Genomic DNA, 21,497 nt, shown 5'->3' with positions numbered 1-21,497 from the left:
CTCCATTCTTGCCTTTGTTAAGAAATTACTACCTCATTATAAATGGATTGCTCATAGGCTCAGAAGAGGTATTAATCCATGTGGTCTTAGTCCGGGTATATTCATGGATTGCATCAATTCCTGCCTCACGACTTCCGCCACTTTGTTTTACTCCACCAAAAGGAGAAATCGGAGATATAGCCCTGTAAGTATTGATCCAAACAATTCCTGAGTGAATTTTTGCACTAACCCGATGAGCCCTTGCCAAGTTTTCAGTAAATACACCAGATCCAAGACCATAGTCGGAATCATTAGCCATAGCTATTGCCTCCTCTTCTGTGTCGAATGCAATCACGCTGATAACAGGTGCAAAGAGTTCAGTTTTTACACAGTCAAACTCTTGATTAGCGCAGTCCAACAGGGTGGGCTCAAAATACCAGCCTTCTTTTAGCTGGCTTGGTTGCTTGCCTCCAAAAACTAAATTGGCACCTTGCTTCACAGAGTCATTGATTACTTTAGAGGCTCTTTCAACTTGATGAATTGTTGCTAAAGGCCCTACCTGAGTTTTACTATCAAGTGGATTACCAACAACAATCTTCTCTGCACGCTGCTTAATAAGTTCAACTACTTTAGAGTGAATCGAACGCTGTATAAAGACTCTTGAGCCAGCAACACAGCTTTGTCCAGAGGCTCCAAAGTTGCCAGCAATGATTCCGTTAACCGCGCCATCAATGTTGCAATCTTCAAAAATAATCATAGGTGATTTTCCACCTAACTCTAAGCTGACATGAGCAAAGTTTTCCGCACTATTTCTTACAATATGTCTTGCAACTTCTGTGCCACCGGTAAAAGCAATTCTCGCAACTTTAGGATGCGTAGTTAGAGTCTTGCCACATGGATCTGCAAACCCTGTAATGATGTTGATAACACCTGGCGGAAAGCCACATTCATGAACCAATTCAGCGAATTTGAATAATGCAGCAGGAGCCTGCTCAGAAGCCTTAACAACTATAGTGTTACCCGCAGCTAAGGCTGGGGCAATTTTAGTAGCTGATAGAAATAATTGAGCATTCCAAGGCACAATGGCAACTACTACACCAATAGGTTCACGGGTAGTAAAAACCTGCATATTTGGCTTGTCAATTGGGAGAACCTCGCCTTGAATTTTGTCAGCTAATCCAGCATAGTAATAGTAGTAGTCAGCTACATAGCTTGATTGAGCTTTTGTCTCAACTGCAAGCTTTCCGCTATCCCGTGTTTCAAGTTCTCCTAGTTCTGAGGCATTTTTAGCGATTAAATCACCGAGCCTATGAATCAACTTACCTCTTTGAGTTGCGTTTAGTTTTGACCACTGCCCCTCATAAAGAGCATTATGAGCTGACTCTATAGCAAAGATTGATTCTTCTTCTGAAGCTGCAGGAAAGGTTGCCCATGGCTTACCATTGGCAGGATTTAGGGTCTCAAACTTTTCTGAGCCTTCTGAAAATTTCCCATTAATGAAGTGTTTAAAGTGTTTCATCATTGACCTATTTAATTAAATGCGGGCATAACTTTGTCTATAAAAAGCTCCAGTGATTTCTTTTTTGTTTCAAAATCCATGCTACTATCAATCCAATAACTATATTCATCATAGCCGAGATCTTCACAAAACTTGATTCTTTTAATAACTTCATCAGGTGAACCAATAATGCTATTTTTACGCATATTTTCAGGAGAATACATTTCTAGTTTTGCCATTTCTGCTTCTGAAAGCTTTTTCATTAGGCCTTGCTCAACAGGGCGTTCATTTTTGAACCAGGCTCCAAAATAACAATAGAAACGAGAAATATCCTTAGCGCCTTGTTGAACCTCCTCTTCGGTTTCTGCTACAAAAGTATGGCGTAAGACCATGATTTTAGGTCGCTTTATATCTTTATGTTTTTCACACGCAATATTAAATTTTTCCATTAGAGATGAAACCTCTTCATCACCTAGCCATAGAGGCGTAACCTGAACATTACAACCTTCTTTCACTGCAAAGTCATGAGAATTTTGGTCTCTGGCTGCGATCCATATTGGAGGGTTTGGAGATTGCTGAGGCTTAGGCGAGCTGGTTGTTTTTGGAAAGGACCAATGCTCTCCTTCGCCAGTATAGTCACCCCTCCATAGGGCTTTAATTGCCGGCACAATTTCTCTTAATGCGTTGCCGGCTGAAAAAGGATCCATCCCATCCGCTAGTCGATCATATTCAAAAGAGTAGGCGCCTCTTGCAATTCCAAGCTCAAGTCTTCCACCTGAAATAATATCTGTCATCGCTGCTTCCTCTGCAAGTTTTATTGGATGCCAAAAGGGAGCAATAATTGTTCCAGTTCCAAGCCTAACATTATCAGTTTTATTGGCTAAATCAGTGAGATTAACAAATGGATTTGGTGCAATAGTAAAGTTCATGCCATGGTGTTCACCGTTCCATATAGTTTTAAAGCCTGACCTGTCAGCTATTTGACAAAGTTCAACAAATTCATCATACAACCTTTTTTGTGACTGCTCTTCGTCTATTCTTTCCATGTGAGCAAATAAAGAAAATTCCATTTCAACAGTTCCTATTTATTTTGATTATTTTTTGCTTATAGCCTCTACTTTACCTTCGCTTTCTTTACCAACAAAAATTCCAAATGCATTCAACTCTCTTTCTTTAATGTACCTTTTAAGCATTATTCTACTCGCTTCATCACTAAGTTTATCAAATGGAATGGCATCAAATGGATAAAAAGAATCACCCAAGGTGTCTGCACCTGCTTTGACCTGAGCTCGGTAGTAAATCAGACTAGTTTTATCCTCTGCTTTCTCAAACACTGAAAAAAGATAATGTTCATTAATAGATATATTAAGATTGTTTAGAAGGCCCAGAAGGCTCTCATCATCATTAGTGTTTCCAAGCCTTGACGCTGAAGGAAAGTAAAGAAAGCCATTTTGTTTATCTTCCAGTAATAGAATTTTTTTGTTCGATTCTATTATTGCTCCAACTATTATTTCAGTGTTTTCATTTTCCATTGCAAGCAGCATTTTTTGCTCTAGCCCAAGATTGACATAGTTTCCCCTGAGGTACATCAGAGGGGTTTTTGGAGTACTATCGAAGGCAATAATATTACCTATAAGAATAAGGTGATCCCCTGCATCAACTACTTTTTGAGTATTGCAGTCAAACCATGCAACTGCATTGGCAATAATTGGGCTGCCAGTTTCCTCAGTACTCCAATCTATATTTTTGAAACGATCCTCGTTAGGGGTTGCAAAAATGGTTGAAATCGATTGCTGATTTTCTGAGAGAACACTTATAGCAAAATGCTTAGTGATTGAGAAAGAATCAATATTAAAAGACTCTTTGTCAATACAAATTGAAACGAGCTTTGGGTCTAGCGAAACAGATGTAAATGAATTTGCTGTGAAGCCTAGGGGGTTTTTGTTTTTATCAAGACAAGAAACTACTGTAACTCCAGTTGGAAAAGAGCCTAGAGCCTGCCTTAAATTCCTTGTTCTATCTTTATTCATTATCTTGTAAAAAGTCCTTAATTATTGTGTTTACCTTTGTAGGTGCAATGTATGCCATCATGTGCGCTTCGTTATCTATAATTTTCGAAAGGCCTTTAGGAGATTCACTCGCCATTTCATGAGACATTCTGGAATTAGAGTTTGGGTCGTCACCTCCCGTCAAGTATAGTACAGGCACGCTTAAATTACCAAGCAAATTTTCAAAGATAGAGTCTGATATTGCAAACAGTTTATAAGCATGACCATAGCCCTTGGGAGAGGCGTTTAGTAAAAGTTGACGAACCTTATTTATTTTCACGATTTGATCAGGATTCTTTTTGTTTTCAAACCACCTACTCATCGTTTGTTCGATACTGCCTATTTCTCCTGTCTGTATAATTTTGTTAGCACGATCTAAGACCTGATTTCTGGCACCATTCGACCTTTTATAGACAATATTTAGAGGAATTAAGGAGTTAATTTTATCTCCATACTTAAGACTATAAGCGACACTAATAATTGCCCCCATAGAGTGCCCAATCAGAGAGAAGGATGAAATACCTAGCGAAATTACTAATTCATTTAGCTGCTCAACATAGTCCTCTATTGTTGGGCTTTTGCTAGCAATTGGAGTTAATCCATGACCCAGAAAGTCGTATGTGACAACTACATAACTCTTAGAAAAGTATTCAACTTGAGGCTCCCATATTTCTCTACACAAACCAACGCCATGAATAAAAATAAGGCAAGGACCTTCCGATCCTGAAATAGAATAATGAGTATTTTTCTTAGTAAAAGAAAGACCGGGTGATTGATTTGAATTATTGATTCTCAAGTCGCTCATAGGATAGCCAAGTATTAATGTTAGTAGATTAACCTAATTGGCACACACCTTTTTTTCTCACTGCCTGCCGACTTGAGCAATGTGGAATATAGAGTATTAATTCTATGCTGTCAAGCAAGGCAAATAACTAATTTACTGCTAAAAACTAGAAAAAAGTGTAAATTTCAATATTTATTCGTTAAAAGTATGGTTTTTTGATTAAATTAAACATTTTTATTCAATTAATTCGATGAAAATACCAGAAATAACTATATTTTTTGAAAAAAAGCTTCTTTTTATAGAATATTAATATAAAAAGCATTCTTTTATGTCAAAAACAACAACAATTAATCTAGAAACTGACCACTATCAGCAAATTCTATAACTTGTATTACTAGTTCGGCTTTGCAATTTTTATCAAACGATCAACAACTGAATTGGCAACGTAAGATAATTCAACTTTATTTACATCTTCTAAGTTGTGAAAATCATTGTCAACGACAATTAAACCCAACATGCCCATATATAAATGAGGCGAGCAACCATACAAATAAACCCCTGGAGTATTAAAAAGAATTGAGTGAAATTCGTTTATCTTAGAATTATTTGGAAGAGAATCCATATCAGGACCCGCTAGAAACTCTACATTATGCCCTTTGTTTTTTGGGAGCCACTCAATAGTGTCACCAACATCAATGTAAGCTACTTCGATACTATAAGAGTCATTTTCGGTAAACTCGATTTGGACGGTTTTAGCTAGAGTGCCTTTTGAAATTATTAGCAAAGCCAATAAAATATATAGCCTCATTAATTTATTGTTTTTACTGAACAACGATTACTAGCGCTGGCCTTACAAGCCTTCCATTCAGAGTAAAGCCAGTCTGAATAACCTCTAGTACAGTATTTGATTTTTTATCGGGCATTGGCACCATAGTGACAGCCTCATGAAGCTCAGGATCAAATTTCTCATCAATTGGGTTAATGGACTCAACACCAAATTTTTCTAAAGTGCTATTGAAAACCTTCATAGTAAGCTCTAGGCCCTCTGTTGTGGTTTCTATTGTAGCCTTTTCATCTTTAGCAGATTTAATACCCATTGTTAGAGAGTCACTAACCTCAAGAAGCGCTTTTACAAAGCCGTCGAGTGCGAACTTGTGCGCATTTTCTAAATCTTTTGTCGTCCTTCTTTTTAAATTCTCCATTTCGGCTTGCGAGCGCAATAATTTATCCCAATTGTCCTTGGCAGATTGTTGTGCCTCTTGAAGTTGAGATTCTAAATCTTCAATTTTTGAGTTATCTTCTAACTCTTCTTTAGCTTTATTGGAGGCGCTTTTTTGAGTTTTTTGTTCCTTCTTTTTTGTCATTGTGTTACCAAACTAATGTATATTTAATGTGATATTTAGTTACTCTTTAGTATATTTCAAGGCCTATGTTTAATTCAGTTGGCATTATCTGTAAACCAGATGATTTTACCAGTCAAAAAACTGCTTTGGAGCTTGGTGTGCTTCTCAAGGATCTTGGTGTTGGCGTTCTTGAGGGTGCTAAAGAAATAAATCAAGAAGCAGACCTCATAATTGTTGTTGGAGGTGATGGAACCATTCTCAATACTGCCAGAACTTATGTTGATTCTAATATTCCCATTTTAGGAATTAACCTTGGCAGGCTTGGTTTTTTGGCCGATGTTTCAGTTGATTCAATGGCTTCCGCGGTAACTGAGATTCTTGATGGCGAGTTTATTAAAGAACAGAGATCCTTGTTAAATTGTCAAATCGAGAAAAATGGTAAAGTAGTCTCTGAACACTTGGCTTTTAATGAAGTAGTGATTCATCGAAATGAAACTCCCAGAATGATAGAGTTTGAACTTCATGTCGATGATGACTTTGTTAATAATCAAAGGGCTGATGGAATTATTGTTACAACGCCAACAGGATCGACCGCTTATGCGTTGTCTAGTGGTGGACCAATAATGCATCCAAGCACGAATGCAATTTGCCTGGTCTCAATTAGCCCTCATACAATGAGCCATAGGCCATTTATCCTTCATGGCGAAAGTGAAGTGTTTATTTCTCTTTTAGATTGTGATGAAAGAGCTACTATAAGTTTTGATGCTCAATCCTCAGTTTCCGCATCTGAGGGCGTTTCGCTCAGAGTCAAAAAACATGATAATTTTGTTCACCTAATCCATCCAAAAGGTTATGACTATTTTGAAATTATTAGGTCAAAACTTCACTGGGGACAAAAGGTTTAAAGGGTTATAGTATGCTCGATAGCCTGAATATTAAAAATCTAGTTGTTGTTGAGGATCTAGATATTGACTTTAAGTTAGGGATGACAGTTATTACGGGTGAAACTGGGGCAGGAAAATCAATTATTGTTCAGGCGTTGGCGATGATTGCTGGTAGACGTTCAGATGCCTCGCTTGTTAGAAAAGGGGCTCAGAAAGCAGAAATTACCGCCTCCTTCAGTATCGAATCAAATCCAAGTGTACTTGCTTACCTTGAAGGCCAAGATTTAGAAAATGACTTCGAGTGTATTATAAGAAGAGTAATTCTTTCGGATGGAAAGTCTCACTCATATATAAATGGTAGCAAAGTTCCACTATCAGTCCTGAGTGAAGTCGGAGGTTTTTTGATTGACATGCATGGACAAAATGAACATCAGCTCTTATTAAGACCTAGCCACCATAGAATTCTTTTGGATGACTATGCTGGGTCTCAAAAACTGTGCAATGAAGTTAATGATATTGTTAATAGTTATCAAAAAATCAAAGGCAAGATTGATCACTTGCGAAACAACAACTCACTTCTTTCTGCTCAAAAAGATTTGGTAATACACCAGTTGAATGAACTTCATGAGGCTGAACTATCCGTAGATGAGCTGAGCAGCATTGAAGACGATTATAAAGCCTCGAAAAATTCTAGCCAGCTAACTGAGAAAATATCAAAGATATTAAGCGCATTGAATGATGATCATGGAGTAAACAATATTCTTATTGATGGAGAGACTGTTCTTGAGCAGTCAAAAGAGATTGATTCACGATTAGATTCCATTAGAGCTTTGATTGCTGGAGCTCAGTTACAGGTTCAAGAGGGCATATATGATCTTACCGACTACCTTACTAAAATAAGCAGTCAGGAAGATAATTCTATGCAGCTAGAGCAAAGAATTACATTCCTTCATGATTTAGGTAGAAAGCATAATTGTCAGATTAAAGAGCTCATCAACATACAACAATCTTTAGAGAAGAGCCTGAGGGAACTAGATAGTTCGAATGAAACACTAGATAAATTAAATGAAGAGCTAAATCAATTAGAAACTGAATACTATATTCAATCTACTGAGCTATCTGCTAAGAGAAAGAAAGCCAGCAATGCTCTCTCAGAAGAAGTTACAAGCCTTATGCAAAAGCTTGGAATGCCCGGTAGTGAAATTATATTTAGGATGGTCGATTTGGATAAAGAGGTTAGATTAAATGGCGCTGAAGATATCAACATCCATGTTAAAACAAATGCTGGACAAGACTTTAAACCACTGAATAAAATTGCTTCTGGTGGGGAGCTTTCAAGGGTTTCTCTGGCACTTTCAGTTTCAGGAAGCAATACTGAGCTCACACCTTCCGTAGTTTTTGATGAAGTTGATGTTGGAATCAGCGGCTCAGTTGCAGAAATTGTTGGTCAAATGCTTAAACAGCTGGCAAAACATTATCAAGTTATTTGTGTAACCCATCTGGCTCAAGTTGCGGCTCAAGGCAATCATCACCTAAAAGTTGAGAAAATACAAAAAAATGATATGACATTCACTGAAGTAGTCTCATTGAATAGGGAGCAGAGGGCAGATGAGATTGCAAGGATACTCGGTGGAATCAAGATTAGTGAAAAGACCCGAATTGCTGCAGAAGAAATGATTAGTTCTGGCTCCTAGTGCCTAGACAAATTGCCATTGAATTAAACTCCTTCATTAGTTGAATTTTTTTTAACTTTAGACAATATATATTCAGCTTTCAACGCTTGACTATTAAACATTAAATTGTATAATGTTGCGTTTGTGCACAATCAGGGTGGTTAAGTAGCAAGTGAAATCAGTTGGCTCACTTATTCAATACTTCTTCCTTGCTTTAATTGTTATTTACTATGCCACTAATGGTTTTGTTCTTGCCGCGTTATACGGGGCCTTAGTTAGTCTGAGCAATACCTTGATTTTTAATTGGTATACAAATAGGCAAAAAACATTAGTTGATATTGATGCGCAGAAAAGCTTTAGGATGGCGATAAATAGTAGTGTTACTAGAACATTTTCTCTTATCCTTTTAGCTTTAATTGGGCTTGGTTTGTTAGAGCTTGATCCTGCAGCTCTGTGTTTGAGTTTGGTAGTTGGTCAAGTAGGTTTTATATTAGATAGGTTAAGGCAAAAATAATGGCAAGTGGTGAACTAACATCTAGTGCTTATATTAAGCACCATCTACAAAATTTAACGTTTGGGAAGTTTCCTGATGGTCATTGGGGTTTTGCACATACTTCTCAAGAGGCTGCTGACATGGGCTTTATGGCTGTGCACGTCGATACTCTTGGTTTTTCCTTTGTATTGGGAGCTTTATTTTTATTTTTCTTTGCTAGGGCGGCAAAGAAAGCCTCAATAGAAGCGCCGAGTGGATTCCAAAATTTTGTTGAAAGTATCGTTGATTTTATTGATGAAAATGTCCGGGGTTCGTTTAATGGTAAAAACCCCCTTGTTGCTCCTCTAGCACTTACCACATTTATTTGGATTGTGTTAATGAATACTATGGACCTTGTTCCAGTAGATTGGCTCCCAACTCTTTTTGCAGCAATGGGTGTTGAATATTTGAAAGTGGTTCCAACAACAGATCCAAATGCAACATTTGGAATGTCAATTGGTATATTTATTTTAATCCTTTATTACAGTATCAAAGAAAAGGGGTTAGGTGGATTTGCAGGTGAATTAACACTACATCCTTTTGGGAAGTGGATGTTGCCTGCTAACTTATTTTTAGAAGGGGTGAACTTGCTGGCTAAGCCAGTTTCGCTAGCACTGCGTTTATTTGGAAACATGTATGCAGGCGAAATGATCTTTATTCTAATTGCACTGTTGCCATTCTGGATTCAGTGGAGCCTGTCTTTGCCGTGGGCTATTTTTCATATCTTAATCGTATTGCTTCAGGCGTTTATCTTTATGACCCTAGTAATTGTATATATGGATATGGCACACCAAAAAGAGCATTAATTTTTTTTAAATAGTTTTAATAAGTAGGAGCAAAAAATGGAACAAAGTATATTATTTTTAGCAGGATCTATTTTAATGGGTCTTGGTGCACTTGGCGCCGCTGTTGGTATTGGTATTCTTGGTGCTAGATTTATCGAAGGTGCCGCTCGTCAGCCGGAACTAATTCCAATGCTAAGAACACAAATGTTTATCGTTATGGGACTAGTTGATGCGGTACCTATGATTGCAGTTGGTATCTCAATGTATATCTTGTTTGCGGTTGCAGGGTAAATCGTAATCTTTTTCAATAAACAAGGGTATTAGTTATGAACATTAACCTTACGCTAATTGGACAAACAATTATGTTTGCCATGTTTGTCTGGTTTTGCATGAAGTTTGTCTGGCCTCCCCTAGTTGAGGCGATGGCGGCTCGTAAAAAAGCTATTGAAGACGGACTAAAGGCTGCAGAGCTTGGAAAAGAAGAGCATGCGTTAGCCCAAAAAAATGCAGAAGATTTAATTGAATCTTCAAAAACTCAGGCGGCTGAAATTATTGCAAATGCTGATAAACAGGCAAGCGTAATGATAGACAACGCCAAGGGTGCTGCATCTGAAGAAGCAGATAAAATTAAAGCTCAAGCAAAATCTGAGCTTGATCAAGAAGTTGTTAAAGCGCGTAATGAGCTTAGAGATCAGGTTTCCACTTTGGTTATGCAGGGAGTAAATTCTGTATTGGATAAAGAAGTTGATTCTAAAACTCATAAAGATATGCTTTCTAAGCTTTCACAGTCACTATAGGGCGATAAAATGGAATTATCATCAATTGCAAAGCCTTACGCTCAAGCGATTTTTGAAGTTGCAGAGCAAAGCAATTCTATATCGGCATGGAGCTCTTTTCTTTCAACAGCAAGCGCTGTATTGAGTGATGAAAGCACTAAAGCTTTTATTGCCTCTCCAGGTAAAAGTAAAAATCAAAAATATGATTTGATTTCTGCGTTAATTGCAAAAGCCTCATCAAAGGAGCTAAGCAAGCAGGAATCAGCATTTATTGGGCTTATTTTAAAGAACGATCGTTCTTCTGCGATTGAGAGTATTGTAAGTTCATTTGAAATGGCAGTTTCTGATTCTAATCAAAGTAAGAACTTTAAAGTTATAAGTGCTTTTGAATTGAGTGAAAGTGAGAAAAAAGCAATTATTGATGATTTAACAAGTAAACATAAAACAACAGTATCAGTAGAAACTGAAGTTGATGAGGCTCTCAAGGGCGGCATCATCATAAAAGAGGGTGACAAGGTTATTGATACATCAATTAAGGCAAAAGTTGACGCTTTGAGCGTCTCATTGTCTGTAAATTAATTATATATAGAGAGGTTTGTTATGCAATTAAACGCTTCTGAAATCAGTGATTTAATTAAGAAAGAAATAGAGGGCTTTGACTTTTCTGCAGAAGCTCGAACTGAAGGCACAGTTATAAGTGTGAGTGATGGCATTGTTCGTATTCACGGTCTAGCAGATGCTCAATTTGGTGAAATGCTAGAGTTTCCTGGAAATACATTTGGCCTAGCGCTTAACTTAGAGCAAGACTCGGTGGGTGCGGTTGTTTTGGGAGACTATCTTCATATTTCAGAAGGCGACACAGTAAAGTGTACAAACCGAATCATGGAAGTGCCAGTAGGAAATGAGTTGCTTGGTAGGGTTGTCAATCCATTAGGAGAAGACCTAGAGGGTAAAGGCGATATTAAAGCTTCAGCATCAAGACCAATTGAAGTTGTTGCACCAGGCGTAATTGAGAGACAATCTGTTGACCAGCCAATTCAAACTGGAATTAAGGCGATTGATTCAATGGTGCCAATTGGCCGAGGCCAGCGTGAGCTTATTATTGGTGACCGTCAAACTGGAAAAACTGCTGTTGCTATTGATGCAATTATTAATCAAAAAGATACAGGAGTTAAATGTATTTATGTTGCTATTGGACAAAAAGCTTCATCTATTGCTGCTGTAGTTCGCAAATTAGAAGAGCATGGTGCTTTGGCGCATACAATCATTGTCTCTGCATCTGCTTCTGATTCTGCAGCGCTTCAATATATTGCACCATATGCTGGCTGCGCTATGGGCGAGTACTTTATGGAGAGGGGTGAAGATGCACTTATTGTTTATGATGACCTCACCAAGCAGGCTTGGGCTTACCGTCAAGTTTCGCTTCTTTTAAAGCGACCGCCAGGACGTGAGGCTTATCCAGGTGACGTTTTCTACCTTCACTCTCGTCTTTTGGAGAGAGCCTCTAGGGTAAACGCTGAATACGTCGAGCAGGTTACTAATGGAGAGGTGAAGGGCAAGACTGGGTCACTAACAGCATTACCAATTATTGAAACTCAAGCTGGAGATGTATCGGCTTTTGTTCCAACAAACGTAATCTCCATTACTGATGGTCAAATCTTCCTTGAGACAGATCTATTTAATTCAGGAATCAGACCTGCGATTAATGCCGGTTTGTCTGTATCTCGAGTTGGAGGTGCCGCACAAACTAAGGTTATTAAAAAACTTGGTGGAGGTATTCGTCTCGACTTAGCACAATATCGTGAGCTTGCAGCGTTCGCTCAGTTTGCTTCTGATCTTGATGCTGAAACAAAAGCACAGATTGACAGAGGTCAGCGTGTAACGGAGCTTATGAAACAAGGACAATATTCACCATTAAACGTGGCTGAAACTGCTACTTCATTGTTTGCTGCAAATAGTGGTGCTCTAGATGACATCGAAGCAAATAAAGTAGTTGCATTTGAGGCAGCACTTTTGGCGTATATGAATACAAGCCAAACAGCTTTGATGGATGAAATTAACGAGTCTGGTGACTATAACGATGATATAGCTGCCAAGCTTCAGGCTGCAATTGATGACTTTAAAGCTAATAATACTTGGTAAATAATTATGGCAGTTGGTAAGGAAATTAGAACACAGATTGCGAGTATTCAAAATACTCAGAAGATTACTTCGGCCATGGAAATGGTGGCAGCTTCTAAAATGAAAAAAGCACAAGATAGAATGCAGGCATCTCGACCATATTCAGAAAAGATTCTTAATGTGATTGGTCACCTTACGCATGCTAACTCTGAGTTTAAGCACCCTTACATGACTGCTTCAAAGGACGTTAAAAAAGTAGGCATTATCATCATTTCTAGTGACAGAGGCCTTTGTGGAGGTTTAAACACTAATTTATTTAGAAGTTTGTTGAAAGATATTGCAAATTGGCAATCTGATAAGGTAGATGTTGAGCTTTGCACAATCGGGAAAAAGGCAACATCCTTTTTCAAAAATACAGGCCTTCAAATTAATTCAGTTTTAACTGACCTTGGCGATAATCCTAATTTTGATGAGTTGTTGGGCACAATTAAAGTCATGTTAGATAAATATGATTCGGGTGAGATTGATCAGATTATGATTGCCTACAATCGTTTTGCAAATACAATGACTCAAGTGCCAACAGTAAAACAAATTGTTCCAATGGAGCTTACTGAAGAAGAGAGCATGGATCATCATTGGGACTATATTTATGAGCCAGATGCTGAAAAGGCACTTGGGGCATTATTGGTTAGATATATTGAGGCGTTAGTTTATCAAGGCATAGTTGAAAATAACGCATGCGAGCAATCTTCAAGAATGATTGCAATGCATAGTGCGACAGATAATGCTGGAGACATGATTAAAGAGTTAGGATTGATTTATAACAAGGCTAGACAGGCCGCAATTACTCAGGAAATATCTGAGATAGTTGCTGGTGCTGCAGCTGTTTAAAGTTTACAAAATAGGAAAAGCAAATGAGTACAGGTAAAATTACACAAATTATTGGCGCGGTAATCGATGTCGAATTTCCATCAGACGCAATACCAAAAGTTTATAACGCTCTAAATGTTACTAAAACAAACCTTACACTAGAGGTTCAGCAGCAGCTTGGAGACAATGTTGTTAGAGCCATCGCTATGGGGGGATCTGAAGGCCTTCAACGAGGACTTGAGGTGACAGATACGGGTAAGGCAATTGTTGTTCCAGTTGGAACCAAAACTCTTGGAAGAATCATGAATGTTCTTGGAGAGCCAATCGATAATGCTGGCGAAATTGGTCAAGAGGCAGATTGGGAAATCCACAGAGCTGCACCATCTTATGATGAGCTGGCACCAGCTGCTGAATTACTAGAAACTGGCATTAAGGTGATTGATTTAGTTTGCCCATTTGCTAAAGGTGGAAAAGTTGGTTTATTTGGAGGAGCTGGTGTTGGAAAGACAGTCAACATGATGGAGCTTATTCGAAACATCGCGATCGAGCACTCAGGTTACTCGGTATTTGCTGGAGTGGGTGAGAGAACACGTGAAGGAAATGATTTCTATCATGAAATGAAGGAGTCTAATGTACTGGATAAGGTGTCATTGGTTTATGGACAGATGAATGAGCCTCCAGGAAATAGGCTTCGTGTAGCATTAACTGGTCTTACAATGGCTGAATACTTCCGTGATGAAGGAAGAGATGTACTTTTATTTATTGATAATATCTATAGATATACACTTGCTGGTACAGAGGTTTCTGCGCTCTTAGGTCGTATGCCTTCTGCGGTTGGATATCAGCCAACCCTTGCTTCAGAGATGGGAGCTCTTCAGGAGAGAATCACCTCTACTAAGACAGGTTCTATTACATCAATTCAAGCTGTATATGTTCCTGCTGATGACTTAACAGACCCATCACCAGCAACAACTTTTGCTCACTTGGATGCAACAGTTGTGCTTTCACGACAGGTTGCAGAGCTTGGAATTTATCCTGCGGTTGATCCACTAGACTCAACATCTAGACAACTTGATCCATTAATTGTCGGACAAGAGCACTATGATGTAGCCCGCGGAGTACAGGGTGTTCTTCAGCGCTATAAAGAGCTGAAAGATATTATTGCGATTCTTGGTATGGACGAATTGTCTGAAGAAGATAAACAGACGGTATCGCGAGCTCGTAAAATTCAAAAATTCTTATCACAGCCTTTCTTTGTGGCAGAAGTTTTCACAGGATCTCCAGGAAAGTATGTTTCATTGAAAGAGACTATCTCTGGATTTAAAGCTATTTTGGATGGTGAGCATGATGCAATCCCAGAGCAAGCCTTCTATATGACTGGATCAATTGATGAAGTTAAAGAAAAGGCATCGGAGAACGCATAAATGTCAGTAATCCACGTTGATGTAGTTAGTGCAACTGAGGAAATATACTCAGGAGAGGCAAAATGTGTTTTTGCACCCGCTACTATGGGTGAGATTGGTGTTTATCCAATGCATGTTCCTTTGATTAGCACGCTTAAACCAGGTGAGGTTAGAGTTGAAACTGACAGTGGAATGGAGTCAATTTTTGTATCTGGCGGTATTATTGAGGTGCAACCTGATGTTGTGACAATTTTCTCTGATACTGCAATTCGAGCCAATGATCTTGATGAGTCAAAGGCTCTAGAAGCTAAACAAAGAGCTGAAGAGGCAATGTCAAATGCTCAAGGAGATCAAGACCTTTCAACTACTCAGGCTGCATTAGCTGAGTCATTAGCACAGCTACAAATGATTACAAAGATGAGGGGCAAAAAGCGTTAGTTAGGCTTCAAAAAGAGTCGATTGAAAATCGACTATCTTATTATCTGATACCACTACGCCTTCTTTTTGAAGGCGTTTTATTTTGACCTTTATATCTGTTGCAAAGCCTCCTAAGTCACCATTAGATTTTACTACTCGATGACACGGAACTTGAGGTGCATAAGGGTTTTTGTTCATTGCACTTCCAACTGCCCTGTGAGCTTTGGGCCTTCCTACCATTCTAGCTAGGCCAGCATAGGTAATAACTTTTCCTTTGGGAACTTTTTTGAGAGCCTCATAGCACTCAGATTGGAATTTAGTCATTTTAAAAATGACTGCATTAGGTCATCATACTTGTCTTGAGATTTTAATAAAAAGTCACAAACTTCTCGAACTGCACCAGAGCCGCCAGCATTATTTGTAACCATCAGAGCATTTTCTTTTACAAATGAATGCGCATTCGCTACAGCTATTGGTAGTGCAACTTTTGACATAGCAGGGAGATCAATGACGTCATCACCTACAAAAGCTGATTCACTTAAATCGATAGAAAGTTTTTCAGAGAGCTCTTTGAGTGCAACACCTTTGTCCTTTATCCCATGGTAGTAATTTTTGATACTGAGTGTTTCAAGCCTATGGGCAACTGAGCGAGTGCTTCTTGCAGTAATGATTGCAACTTCAACACCCGATAATTCTAGTAATTTAATCCCACAACCATCCTGGGAATCAAATTTTTTATGCTCTGTGCCGTTATCGTCAAAATAAATACCACCATCTGTTAGAACTCCATCCACATCCAAGATTAGAAGTTTGATATCTTTTGCTATTGATTCCGCTTTAGAGCTATTACCCATAATAAACTAGTTATCCATTAATTTTTTTATTGATGTACATTTGTTGGGCAATTGAAAGAATATTATTAGTAACCCAATATAATACAAGTCCTGATGGGAACCAAAGGAAGAATACTGTAAATACAATTGGAAGCATTTGCATAATCCTTGCTTGGATTGGATCTGCAGGCGGCGGATTAAGTCTTTGCTGAAACCACATCGACGCACCCATTATTAGGGGCAGGATGAAATAAGGATCTTTTGCAGCCAAATCTGGCAGATATAAGAAAGGAGTTTGGCGCAATTCTACCATCTCTATAAGAACCCAGTAAATTGAAATAAACACAGGAATTTGAACTAGAATCGGCAGACAACCAGCGGCAGGATTGATTTTTTCAGTTCTATAGAGCTCCATAGTTTTTTTACCAATTTTCTGTTTGTCGCCCTCATAAGTTTCTTTAATCTTTTGAAGTCTTGGCGCTAATTTTTTCATCCCAGCCATTGAGCGAAAGGATTTTTCAGAGAGTTTATAAAAGGCAAGCTTTATTGCTAAAGTTACCAAGATAATTGATATAGCCCAGTTCTGAACAAAACTATAAATCCAGTGAAGGAATACAGATAAAGGCTTGGCTACAATAAACAGGAAACCATAGTCAACTGTTTTATCCAGTCCAGGTGCTAAATTTTCGAGGCGAACATGTTCTTTTGGTCCAATGAAGAGCTGATTTTTTTCAATATTCACAGAGGAGCCCGCAGTAATTCTTGAGCTAGGATTCACCGTGGTTAAAAGGAAATTGTCCCTACTAGATTTGGTTGAGTATGTATGTTTATCTTTTTCATTTGGAATCCATGCTGAAAAGAAATAATGTTGAATCATTGCTGCCCATCCACCAATTGATGTTGTTTTTGGGCTAGAGTCAAAGTCTTCAAAATCAATCTTCTCAAAGATTTCCTCATCGTTGTAGATAGCGCCTCCATTAAAGTTTTGCATTCCCATCATAAAGCCGCCAGATTTTTGAGAGGCGCCATGAGCAAGCTGTGTGTAACTACTAACAACGCGGTCAGAGGAACTGTTATTGTCAATTTGATAGTCCACATCGATAACGTAACTATCGGGCTTAAAATGAAAGTTTTTAGTTACAGTGACGCCATTATTATCAGTCCATTTCAATGGAACAGTCAATTCACTCTCCCCTCCTAAGAAATATTCTTCTCTTTCTGAAGTGTATTGATCTTGATGGGTTGGCATTTGGTCTGCAGGAATTAATCCACTTTGTGCATGGAAAATTCTATCTGGTGAGTTGCTTAACAGCTCAAATCTTTCTTCAGAGTTCAAAGTTTCAGGGTATTTGTTGAGTAAAGCACTGATTATTGTTCCACCCTTATGTGAAATTTGAAGTGTTAGAAGATCTGTAACAACTGTAGTGTATCCACCAGAATTAATTGGCTCATTTATTGATGGGGTTGAATCTTCTGAGACTTGCAATTCTGCTGATGGAACATCACTTGGAAGAGGAACGTCATTTGTTTCTGTTGAAGAGTCATTACTTACTAGTTGTGTTTGGGTTATAACATTTCCATTTTCATCTACAGACTGAGTAAGCTCCCATTTATCCCAAAGAAGAAAAACAGTTAAAAAAATTGCAATAAAAAGAAAGAGTTTTTGAGTATTCATAAGTTTTTAAATTGTTTTAATTTTTTTTGGGACAGGGTCATAGCTTGCTTCTGACCAAGGATGACATTTGCTTATTCTTTTTACGCCAAGAGCAGCCCCTTTAATGGCGCCATGATATTTAATTGCATCGTATGTATATTCAGAGCAAGTAGGAATATGACGACAATTACTACCTAAAACAGGGCTAATGACCCATTGGTAAAATTTGATGAAAGGTAGAAGCAAAAATTTCATCAGGAGGCCGCCCTATTTGTTGCTTTTGTCATAAGTACAAGCAGATCATTTTTCATTTCAGTATTGTTTATGCTCTGGGTCTTTTTGGCCATGACAACATAGTCTAATTTCCCTAAGTAATCTTGATTTATTCTGAAAGTCTCACGAACTAGTCTTTTTAAATGGTTTCTATTGACAGCCTTTTTGTATTCTTTTTTGGATATCGCAAGCCCAAGTCTTGAGAATGAGTAGTCAGAATTACTGGCTACTATTTTCCAAAATTTACTTTGAGAATGGCGCCCCTTTTTGAAAACATGTGCGAATTCTTTGGCATTGGTGATACGCACACTTCGAGCAAGCGAGCTAGCCATTGTATTAGGCTGCTAAGCGCTTACGCCCTTTTTTTCTACGTGCACTTAGAATAGCACGTCCAGAACGAGTTTTCATTCTAGCTCTAAAGCCGTGGTTGCGCTTACGTTTTAGTACGCTTGGTTGGAAAGTTCTTTTCATAATCTGTATATGCCAACAAAAAATTTTGCAATTTTACCATACTTGGATTGAATCGGTATGCCTGATAAACAAGAGATTCTAAGCTATTAAGGCTTTATTAGAGCCCAATTTAGATAAAGATGTGGATAATGAAGGTAACAAATAATGAGTTGCTTTAATATAGAAATCACTTTATAACTTAAGTGGAGGTTGAAAAAGTGATTGTTGCCCACAAATAAAAGCAAACAAATAGGCTCTTTTTAATTCATTCTAAGAGTCTAGTTATTTATAAATTAGTAATATAGGTTAATTTTTAAGAGGCTCTATGACTAACAACATTCTTGATGTACTCACCTTTATGTTTGACTTTCTTTTTGAATCTGCTGAGCAGGATTCTACCCAAGAGTTGGACGATGATTTGCTTAAGACTCATCTATCTGAGGCTGGATTTGATTCAGAGAGAATTGAAAAAGCTTTGATTTGGCTTGAGAATATTGCAGCACTTCAAGATGGAAAAATTGCAAGTTTTAATACAGTTCATAATTCCATGCGAATTTATAGCGAACTTGAAAAAACTAAGTTAGATTCTAGAGCAAGAGGCTTCATAATGTTTATGGAAAATATGGGCCAACTAAACCCGAGTCAAAGAGAGATAGTTATTGATCAAGTAATGTCTCTAGAGGATTCAAAGCTCAGCATTGATGATTTGAAATGGGTTGTAATGATGGTTATTGGAAATAGTGCTGAATCGGCTGTTCCATCGCAATGGATTGAGTCTATTGTGTTTCACGACGATAACCCTACTCTTCAGTAGGACTTTTTATGTCAAAAAATCTTGTTATTGTCGAATCGCCGGCGAAAGCAAAAACCATTGAAAAGTTTTTGGGGCCAGACTACGTTGTTAAGTCTAGCATTGGCCATATCAGGGATATGCCTAAGAAAGATATGGGTGTCAATATTGAGAATGACTTTCTACCCACTTATGCAATAAGCTCGGACAAGAAAAAAGTTGTTGCCGACTTAAAAAAATCCGCCAAATCTGCTGAGAAAATCTTTTTAGCTACTGATGAGGACCGTGAAGGAGAGGCGATTGCATGGCATCTTCAGCAGGCGCTATCTTTAGATTCAAATACTCCTAGGATTGTATTTCATGAGATTACAAAGGGGGCGATAACAGAGGCAATAAAGAATCCAAGAACAATAAATACTGATCTTGTAGATGCGCAACAAGCTCGAAGAATCATTGATAGGTTGGTTGGTTTTGAGATTTCACCAGTTCTATGGAGAAAAATTTCTGGAGCGCGTTCAGCAGGTAGAGTGCAATCTCCAGTTGTACGACTGGTGGTTGAAAGAGAGCGGGAAATTTCAGCTCATAACCCAATAAGTACATTTAAGGTTAAGGCAAACCTAACTAACAAGAACAATCAAAATCTTGAGGTAAAACTCAGTAAAGAGTTTAGCTCTAAAGAAGACGCTCTCTTTTTTGCTAAGGCTTTGCTAGAAGCAAAATTAATAGTTGATCTAGTTGAGACAAAGCCATCTAAAAGATCACCAAAGGCGCCATTTATCACCTCTACTTTGCAGCAAGAGGCTTCACAAAAGCTTGGTTTTTCAGTTAAACAAACTATGTCAATTGCTCAGAACTTATATCGTGAGGGAGCAATTACGTATATGAGAACTGACTCATTAAACTTATCTGAAGTAGCAATTTCTGCAGCTCAAGAAGAAATTATTTCAAAATATGGAAAGGAATTTCATCAAGCCAGAAGATATAAAACAAGCTCAAGTGGTGCTCAAGAAGCACATGAGGCTATCAGGCCAACCGATTTGACTAAGCCAACCATTCTTGGTCTAGATGAACAATCTTCAAAGCTTTATTCTTTAATCTATAAAAGAACGCTGGCCTCACAGATGAGTGATGCACAGTTACAAAAAACAAAAGTCACTATTAGTATATCTGGACGAGACGAACACTTTATCGCGGATGGTGAGGTACTCTCTTTTGCCGGATTTCTAGAGGTATATGACTATATGTCTTCTGATGACAAGCTATTGCCAGAAATAAGTAAGAGTGATATATTGACATTGGTTGATATGAGTTCAAGAGAGTCTTTTTCAAGGGCAAAGCCAAGATATACAGAGGCATCTCTAGTCAAAGAGATTGAGCAAATGGGAATTGGAAGACCTTCAACTTTTGCAACAATGATCACAACAGTTCAAGACAGAAATTATGTTGTGAAAGATACTAGAGAGGGAGTTCAGCGCGAGTATCAATGCATTGAGATTTCAAATGGTAATATCTCAGAGTTAACTCAAACTGAAACAACTGGTGCTGAAAAGAATAAGCTTTTTCCAACTAATGTTGCCTACCTATTGGTAGATTTTTTACTTAAAAACTTTAGAAATATTATTGGTTATGAGTTTACAGCTAATCTAGAAAGTGATTTTGATCTTATTGCTGAAGAATCTAAATCATGGACTGGAGTTGTTCGTAATTTCTATGAGCCTTTTCATGAACAAATTGAATTAGCCAAAGATATTTCAAGAGATGAGACGCATGGCAAAAGAGAGCTAGGCGAAGATCCTGTTTCTGGTAAGCCAGTGAGCGTGCGTTTTGGCCGTTATGGTGCATTTGCTCAAATCGGAAGACAAGATGATGAGGAAAAACCAACTTTTGCGTCTTTAAGAACAGGACAGGATATCGAAAATATTACTCTTTTAGAGGCTTTAGAACTTTTCAAAATGCCAAGGACTATTGGTGAGACTGAATCGGGTGAAACTATAAAAGCTAACTATGGAAGATTTGGACCGTATATTCAATACGGGAAAAAATATGTTTCTCTTAAGGAAGAAACACCAGAGGAAGTGACTTTAGAAACTGCATTGGAGTTAATCGCTGCAAAAGAAAAATTTGATGCAGAGAGAATCATAAAGGTTTTTGATGATTCAGATATTCAAGTATTAAACGGCCGTTTTGGGCCCTATATTTGGAATGGAAAAAAGAGGGGAAAAGGCCAGAAAAATGTCACCGTGACAAAAGTTTTTGGAGACAAAGAGCCTGCTGATTTAACCTTAGAGGAATGTAAAAAGGCTATAGAAGGTAAAATCAAAGCAAAAGCTAAGCCAAAAAAAAGAAAAAAGAAGCCTACTCAAAAGAAAAAATAAATAAGCTTG

25 protein-coding genes are annotated in these 21,497 nt (G+C 38.0%); 13 read left to right on the top strand and 12 right to left on the bottom strand.

The window, feature by feature from the left end:
• Positions 1–28: 28 nt before the first annotated feature.
• The 6 genes from ACMAZA_RS08935 to grpE all read right to left on the bottom strand — a co-directional run bounded on the left by ACMAZA_RS08935 (position 29) and on the right by grpE (position 5,673).
• Entirely contained in the window at positions 29–1,498 is a 1,470-nt protein-coding gene (locus ACMAZA_RS08935; protein WP_435190502.1) for an aldehyde dehydrogenase, read from the bottom strand.
• An 11-nt stretch (positions 1,499–1,509) separates the two neighbouring features.
• Positions 1,510–2,547, bottom strand: a complete 1,038-nt coding sequence (locus ACMAZA_RS08930) for an LLM class flavin-dependent oxidoreductase (RefSeq protein ID WP_435188848.1) — start codon at positions 2,545–2,547, stop codon at positions 1,510–1,512.
• Between the two features lie 24 nt (positions 2,548–2,571).
• Positions 2,572–3,507 (bottom strand): flavin reductase family protein, encoded by a 936-nt coding sequence (locus ACMAZA_RS08925; RefSeq protein ID WP_435188846.1) that lies wholly within the window; start codon positions 3,505–3,507, stop codon positions 2,572–2,574.
• The gene (locus ACMAZA_RS08920) at positions 3,500–4,330 is read right to left on the bottom strand and encodes an alpha/beta fold hydrolase (RefSeq protein WP_435188844.1); all 831 of its coding nucleotides are present in this window, start codon (positions 4,328–4,330) and stop codon (positions 3,500–3,502) included. Before ACMAZA_RS08920 ends, ACMAZA_RS08925 begins: the two co-directional genes overlap by 8 nt.
• Before the next feature lie 373 nt (positions 4,331–4,703).
• Positions 4,704–5,117, bottom strand: a complete 414-nt coding sequence (locus ACMAZA_RS08915; protein ID WP_435188842.1) for a plastocyanin/azurin family copper-binding protein — start codon at positions 5,115–5,117, stop codon at positions 4,704–4,706.
• A 13-nt stretch (positions 5,118–5,130) separates the two neighbouring features.
• A complete protein-coding gene (grpE, locus tag ACMAZA_RS08910) occupies positions 5,131–5,673 on the bottom strand; it encodes a nucleotide exchange factor GrpE (protein ID WP_435188840.1) in 543 nt (180 codons plus the stop codon).
• A 65-nt stretch (positions 5,674–5,738) separates the two neighbouring features.
• Between grpE and ACMAZA_RS08905 the strand changes: the two genes are divergently transcribed.
• From ACMAZA_RS08905 to ACMAZA_RS08855, 11 genes are all read left to right on the top strand, one after another.
• The gene (locus tag ACMAZA_RS08905) at positions 5,739–6,557 is read left to right on the top strand and encodes an NAD(+)/NADH kinase (protein ID WP_435188839.1); all 819 of its coding nucleotides are present in this window, start codon (positions 5,739–5,741) and stop codon (positions 6,555–6,557) included.
• Positions 6,558–6,568: 11 nt separating this feature from the next.
• Entirely contained in the window at positions 6,569–8,230 is a 1,662-nt protein-coding gene (gene recN, locus ACMAZA_RS08900) for a DNA repair protein RecN (protein ID WP_435188837.1), read from the top strand.
• 151 nt (positions 8,231–8,381) lie between these two features.
• Positions 8,382–8,723: an ATP synthase subunit I gene (locus ACMAZA_RS08895; RefSeq protein WP_435188835.1), complete on the top strand. Its 342-nt coding sequence runs from the start codon at positions 8,382–8,384 to the stop codon at positions 8,721–8,723.
• The gene (gene atpB / locus ACMAZA_RS08890; RefSeq protein ID WP_435188833.1) at positions 8,723–9,547 is read left to right on the top strand and encodes a F0F1 ATP synthase subunit A; all 825 of its coding nucleotides are present in this window, start codon (positions 8,723–8,725) and stop codon (positions 9,545–9,547) included. The genes ACMAZA_RS08895 and atpB overlap by 1 nt, the downstream gene beginning before the upstream one ends.
• A 36-nt stretch (positions 9,548–9,583) precedes the next feature.
• The gene (gene atpE, locus ACMAZA_RS08885) at positions 9,584–9,817 is read left to right on the top strand and encodes a F0F1 ATP synthase subunit C (RefSeq protein ID WP_020023684.1); all 234 of its coding nucleotides are present in this window, start codon (positions 9,584–9,586) and stop codon (positions 9,815–9,817) included.
• 35 nt (positions 9,818–9,852) lie between these two features.
• The gene (locus ACMAZA_RS08880) at positions 9,853–10,323 is read left to right on the top strand and encodes a F0F1 ATP synthase subunit B (RefSeq protein WP_435188831.1); all 471 of its coding nucleotides are present in this window, start codon (positions 9,853–9,855) and stop codon (positions 10,321–10,323) included.
• Between the two features lie 9 nt (positions 10,324–10,332).
• Positions 10,333–10,881, top strand: coding sequence for a F0F1 ATP synthase subunit delta (locus ACMAZA_RS08875; RefSeq protein WP_435188830.1), 549 nt, complete (start codon positions 10,333–10,335; stop codon positions 10,879–10,881).
• A 21-nt stretch (positions 10,882–10,902) separates the two neighbouring features.
• Positions 10,903–12,444, top strand: a complete 1,542-nt coding sequence (atpA, locus tag ACMAZA_RS08870) for a F0F1 ATP synthase subunit alpha (RefSeq protein ID WP_435188829.1) — start codon at positions 10,903–10,905, stop codon at positions 12,442–12,444.
• 6 nt (positions 12,445–12,450) lie between these two features.
• Positions 12,451–13,314 carry a F0F1 ATP synthase subunit gamma gene (gene atpG / locus ACMAZA_RS08865; RefSeq protein ID WP_435188827.1) on the top strand — a complete coding sequence of 288 codons (864 nt, stop codon included), beginning with the start codon at positions 12,451–12,453 and terminating at the stop codon, positions 13,312–13,314.
• A gap of 23 nt (positions 13,315–13,337) precedes the next feature.
• The gene (atpD, locus tag ACMAZA_RS08860) at positions 13,338–14,717 is read left to right on the top strand and encodes a F0F1 ATP synthase subunit beta (protein WP_435188826.1); all 1,380 of its coding nucleotides are present in this window, start codon (positions 13,338–13,340) and stop codon (positions 14,715–14,717) included.
• Positions 14,718–15,134 carry a F0F1 ATP synthase subunit epsilon gene (locus ACMAZA_RS08855; RefSeq protein WP_435188825.1) on the top strand — a complete coding sequence of 139 codons (417 nt, stop codon included), beginning with the start codon at positions 14,718–14,720 and terminating at the stop codon, positions 15,132–15,134. It abuts the gene before it with no gap.
• On the opposite strand, the gene ACMAZA_RS08850 is transcribed toward ACMAZA_RS08855, so the two are convergent.
• Genes ACMAZA_RS08850 through rpmH form a run of 6 tightly spaced genes read right to left on the bottom strand, consistent with a single transcriptional unit; the run spans position 15,135 to position 18,344 of the window.
• Positions 15,135–15,437, bottom strand: coding sequence for an MGMT family protein (locus tag ACMAZA_RS08850; protein ID WP_435188823.1), 303 nt, complete (start codon positions 15,435–15,437; stop codon positions 15,135–15,137).
• On the bottom strand, positions 15,434–15,967 hold the full coding sequence (locus tag ACMAZA_RS08845; RefSeq protein ID WP_435188821.1) for a KdsC family phosphatase: 534 nt from the start codon (positions 15,965–15,967) through the stop codon (positions 15,434–15,436). Before ACMAZA_RS08845 ends, ACMAZA_RS08850 begins: the two co-directional genes overlap by 4 nt.
• 10 nt (positions 15,968–15,977) lie before the next feature.
• Entirely contained in the window at positions 15,978–17,621 is a 1,644-nt protein-coding gene (yidC, locus tag ACMAZA_RS08840) for a membrane protein insertase YidC (protein WP_435188819.1), read from the bottom strand.
• A gap of 6 nt (positions 17,622–17,627) precedes the next feature.
• Positions 17,628–17,855 (bottom strand): membrane protein insertion efficiency factor YidD, encoded by a 228-nt coding sequence (gene yidD, locus ACMAZA_RS08835; RefSeq protein ID WP_435188817.1) that lies wholly within the window; start codon positions 17,853–17,855, stop codon positions 17,628–17,630.
• The gene (gene rnpA / locus ACMAZA_RS08830) at positions 17,855–18,205 is read right to left on the bottom strand and encodes a ribonuclease P protein component (protein ID WP_435188815.1); all 351 of its coding nucleotides are present in this window, start codon (positions 18,203–18,205) and stop codon (positions 17,855–17,857) included. The genes yidD and rnpA overlap by 1 nt, the downstream gene beginning before the upstream one ends.
• A gap of 4 nt (positions 18,206–18,209) precedes the next feature.
• On the bottom strand, positions 18,210–18,344 hold the full coding sequence (gene rpmH / locus ACMAZA_RS08825; protein ID WP_082344989.1) for a 50S ribosomal protein L34: 135 nt from the start codon (positions 18,342–18,344) through the stop codon (positions 18,210–18,212).
• 304 nt (positions 18,345–18,648) lie between these two features.
• On the opposite strand from rpmH, the gene ACMAZA_RS08820 reads away from it, so the two are divergent.
• Both ACMAZA_RS08820 and topA read left to right on the top strand, forming a co-directional pair.
• Complete coding sequence (locus ACMAZA_RS08820; RefSeq protein ID WP_435188813.1) at positions 18,649–19,137, top strand: DUF494 family protein; 489 nt, start codon at positions 18,649–18,651, stop codon at positions 19,135–19,137.
• A gap of 8 nt (positions 19,138–19,145) precedes the next feature.
• Complete coding sequence (topA, locus tag ACMAZA_RS08815; protein WP_435188811.1) at positions 19,146–21,488, top strand: type I DNA topoisomerase; 2,343 nt, start codon at positions 19,146–19,148, stop codon at positions 21,486–21,488.
• Positions 21,489–21,497: the final 9 nt, after the last annotated feature.

Origin of the sequence: Pseudothioglobus sp. nBUS_23, from assembly GCF_051201565.1 — a bacterium.
Taxonomy (GTDB): Bacteria; Pseudomonadota; Gammaproteobacteria; order PS1; family Pseudothioglobaceae; genus Pseudothioglobus.
The sequence above is the reverse complement of the archived record's forward strand: the minus strand, read 5'-3'. Positions and strand labels throughout refer to the sequence as shown.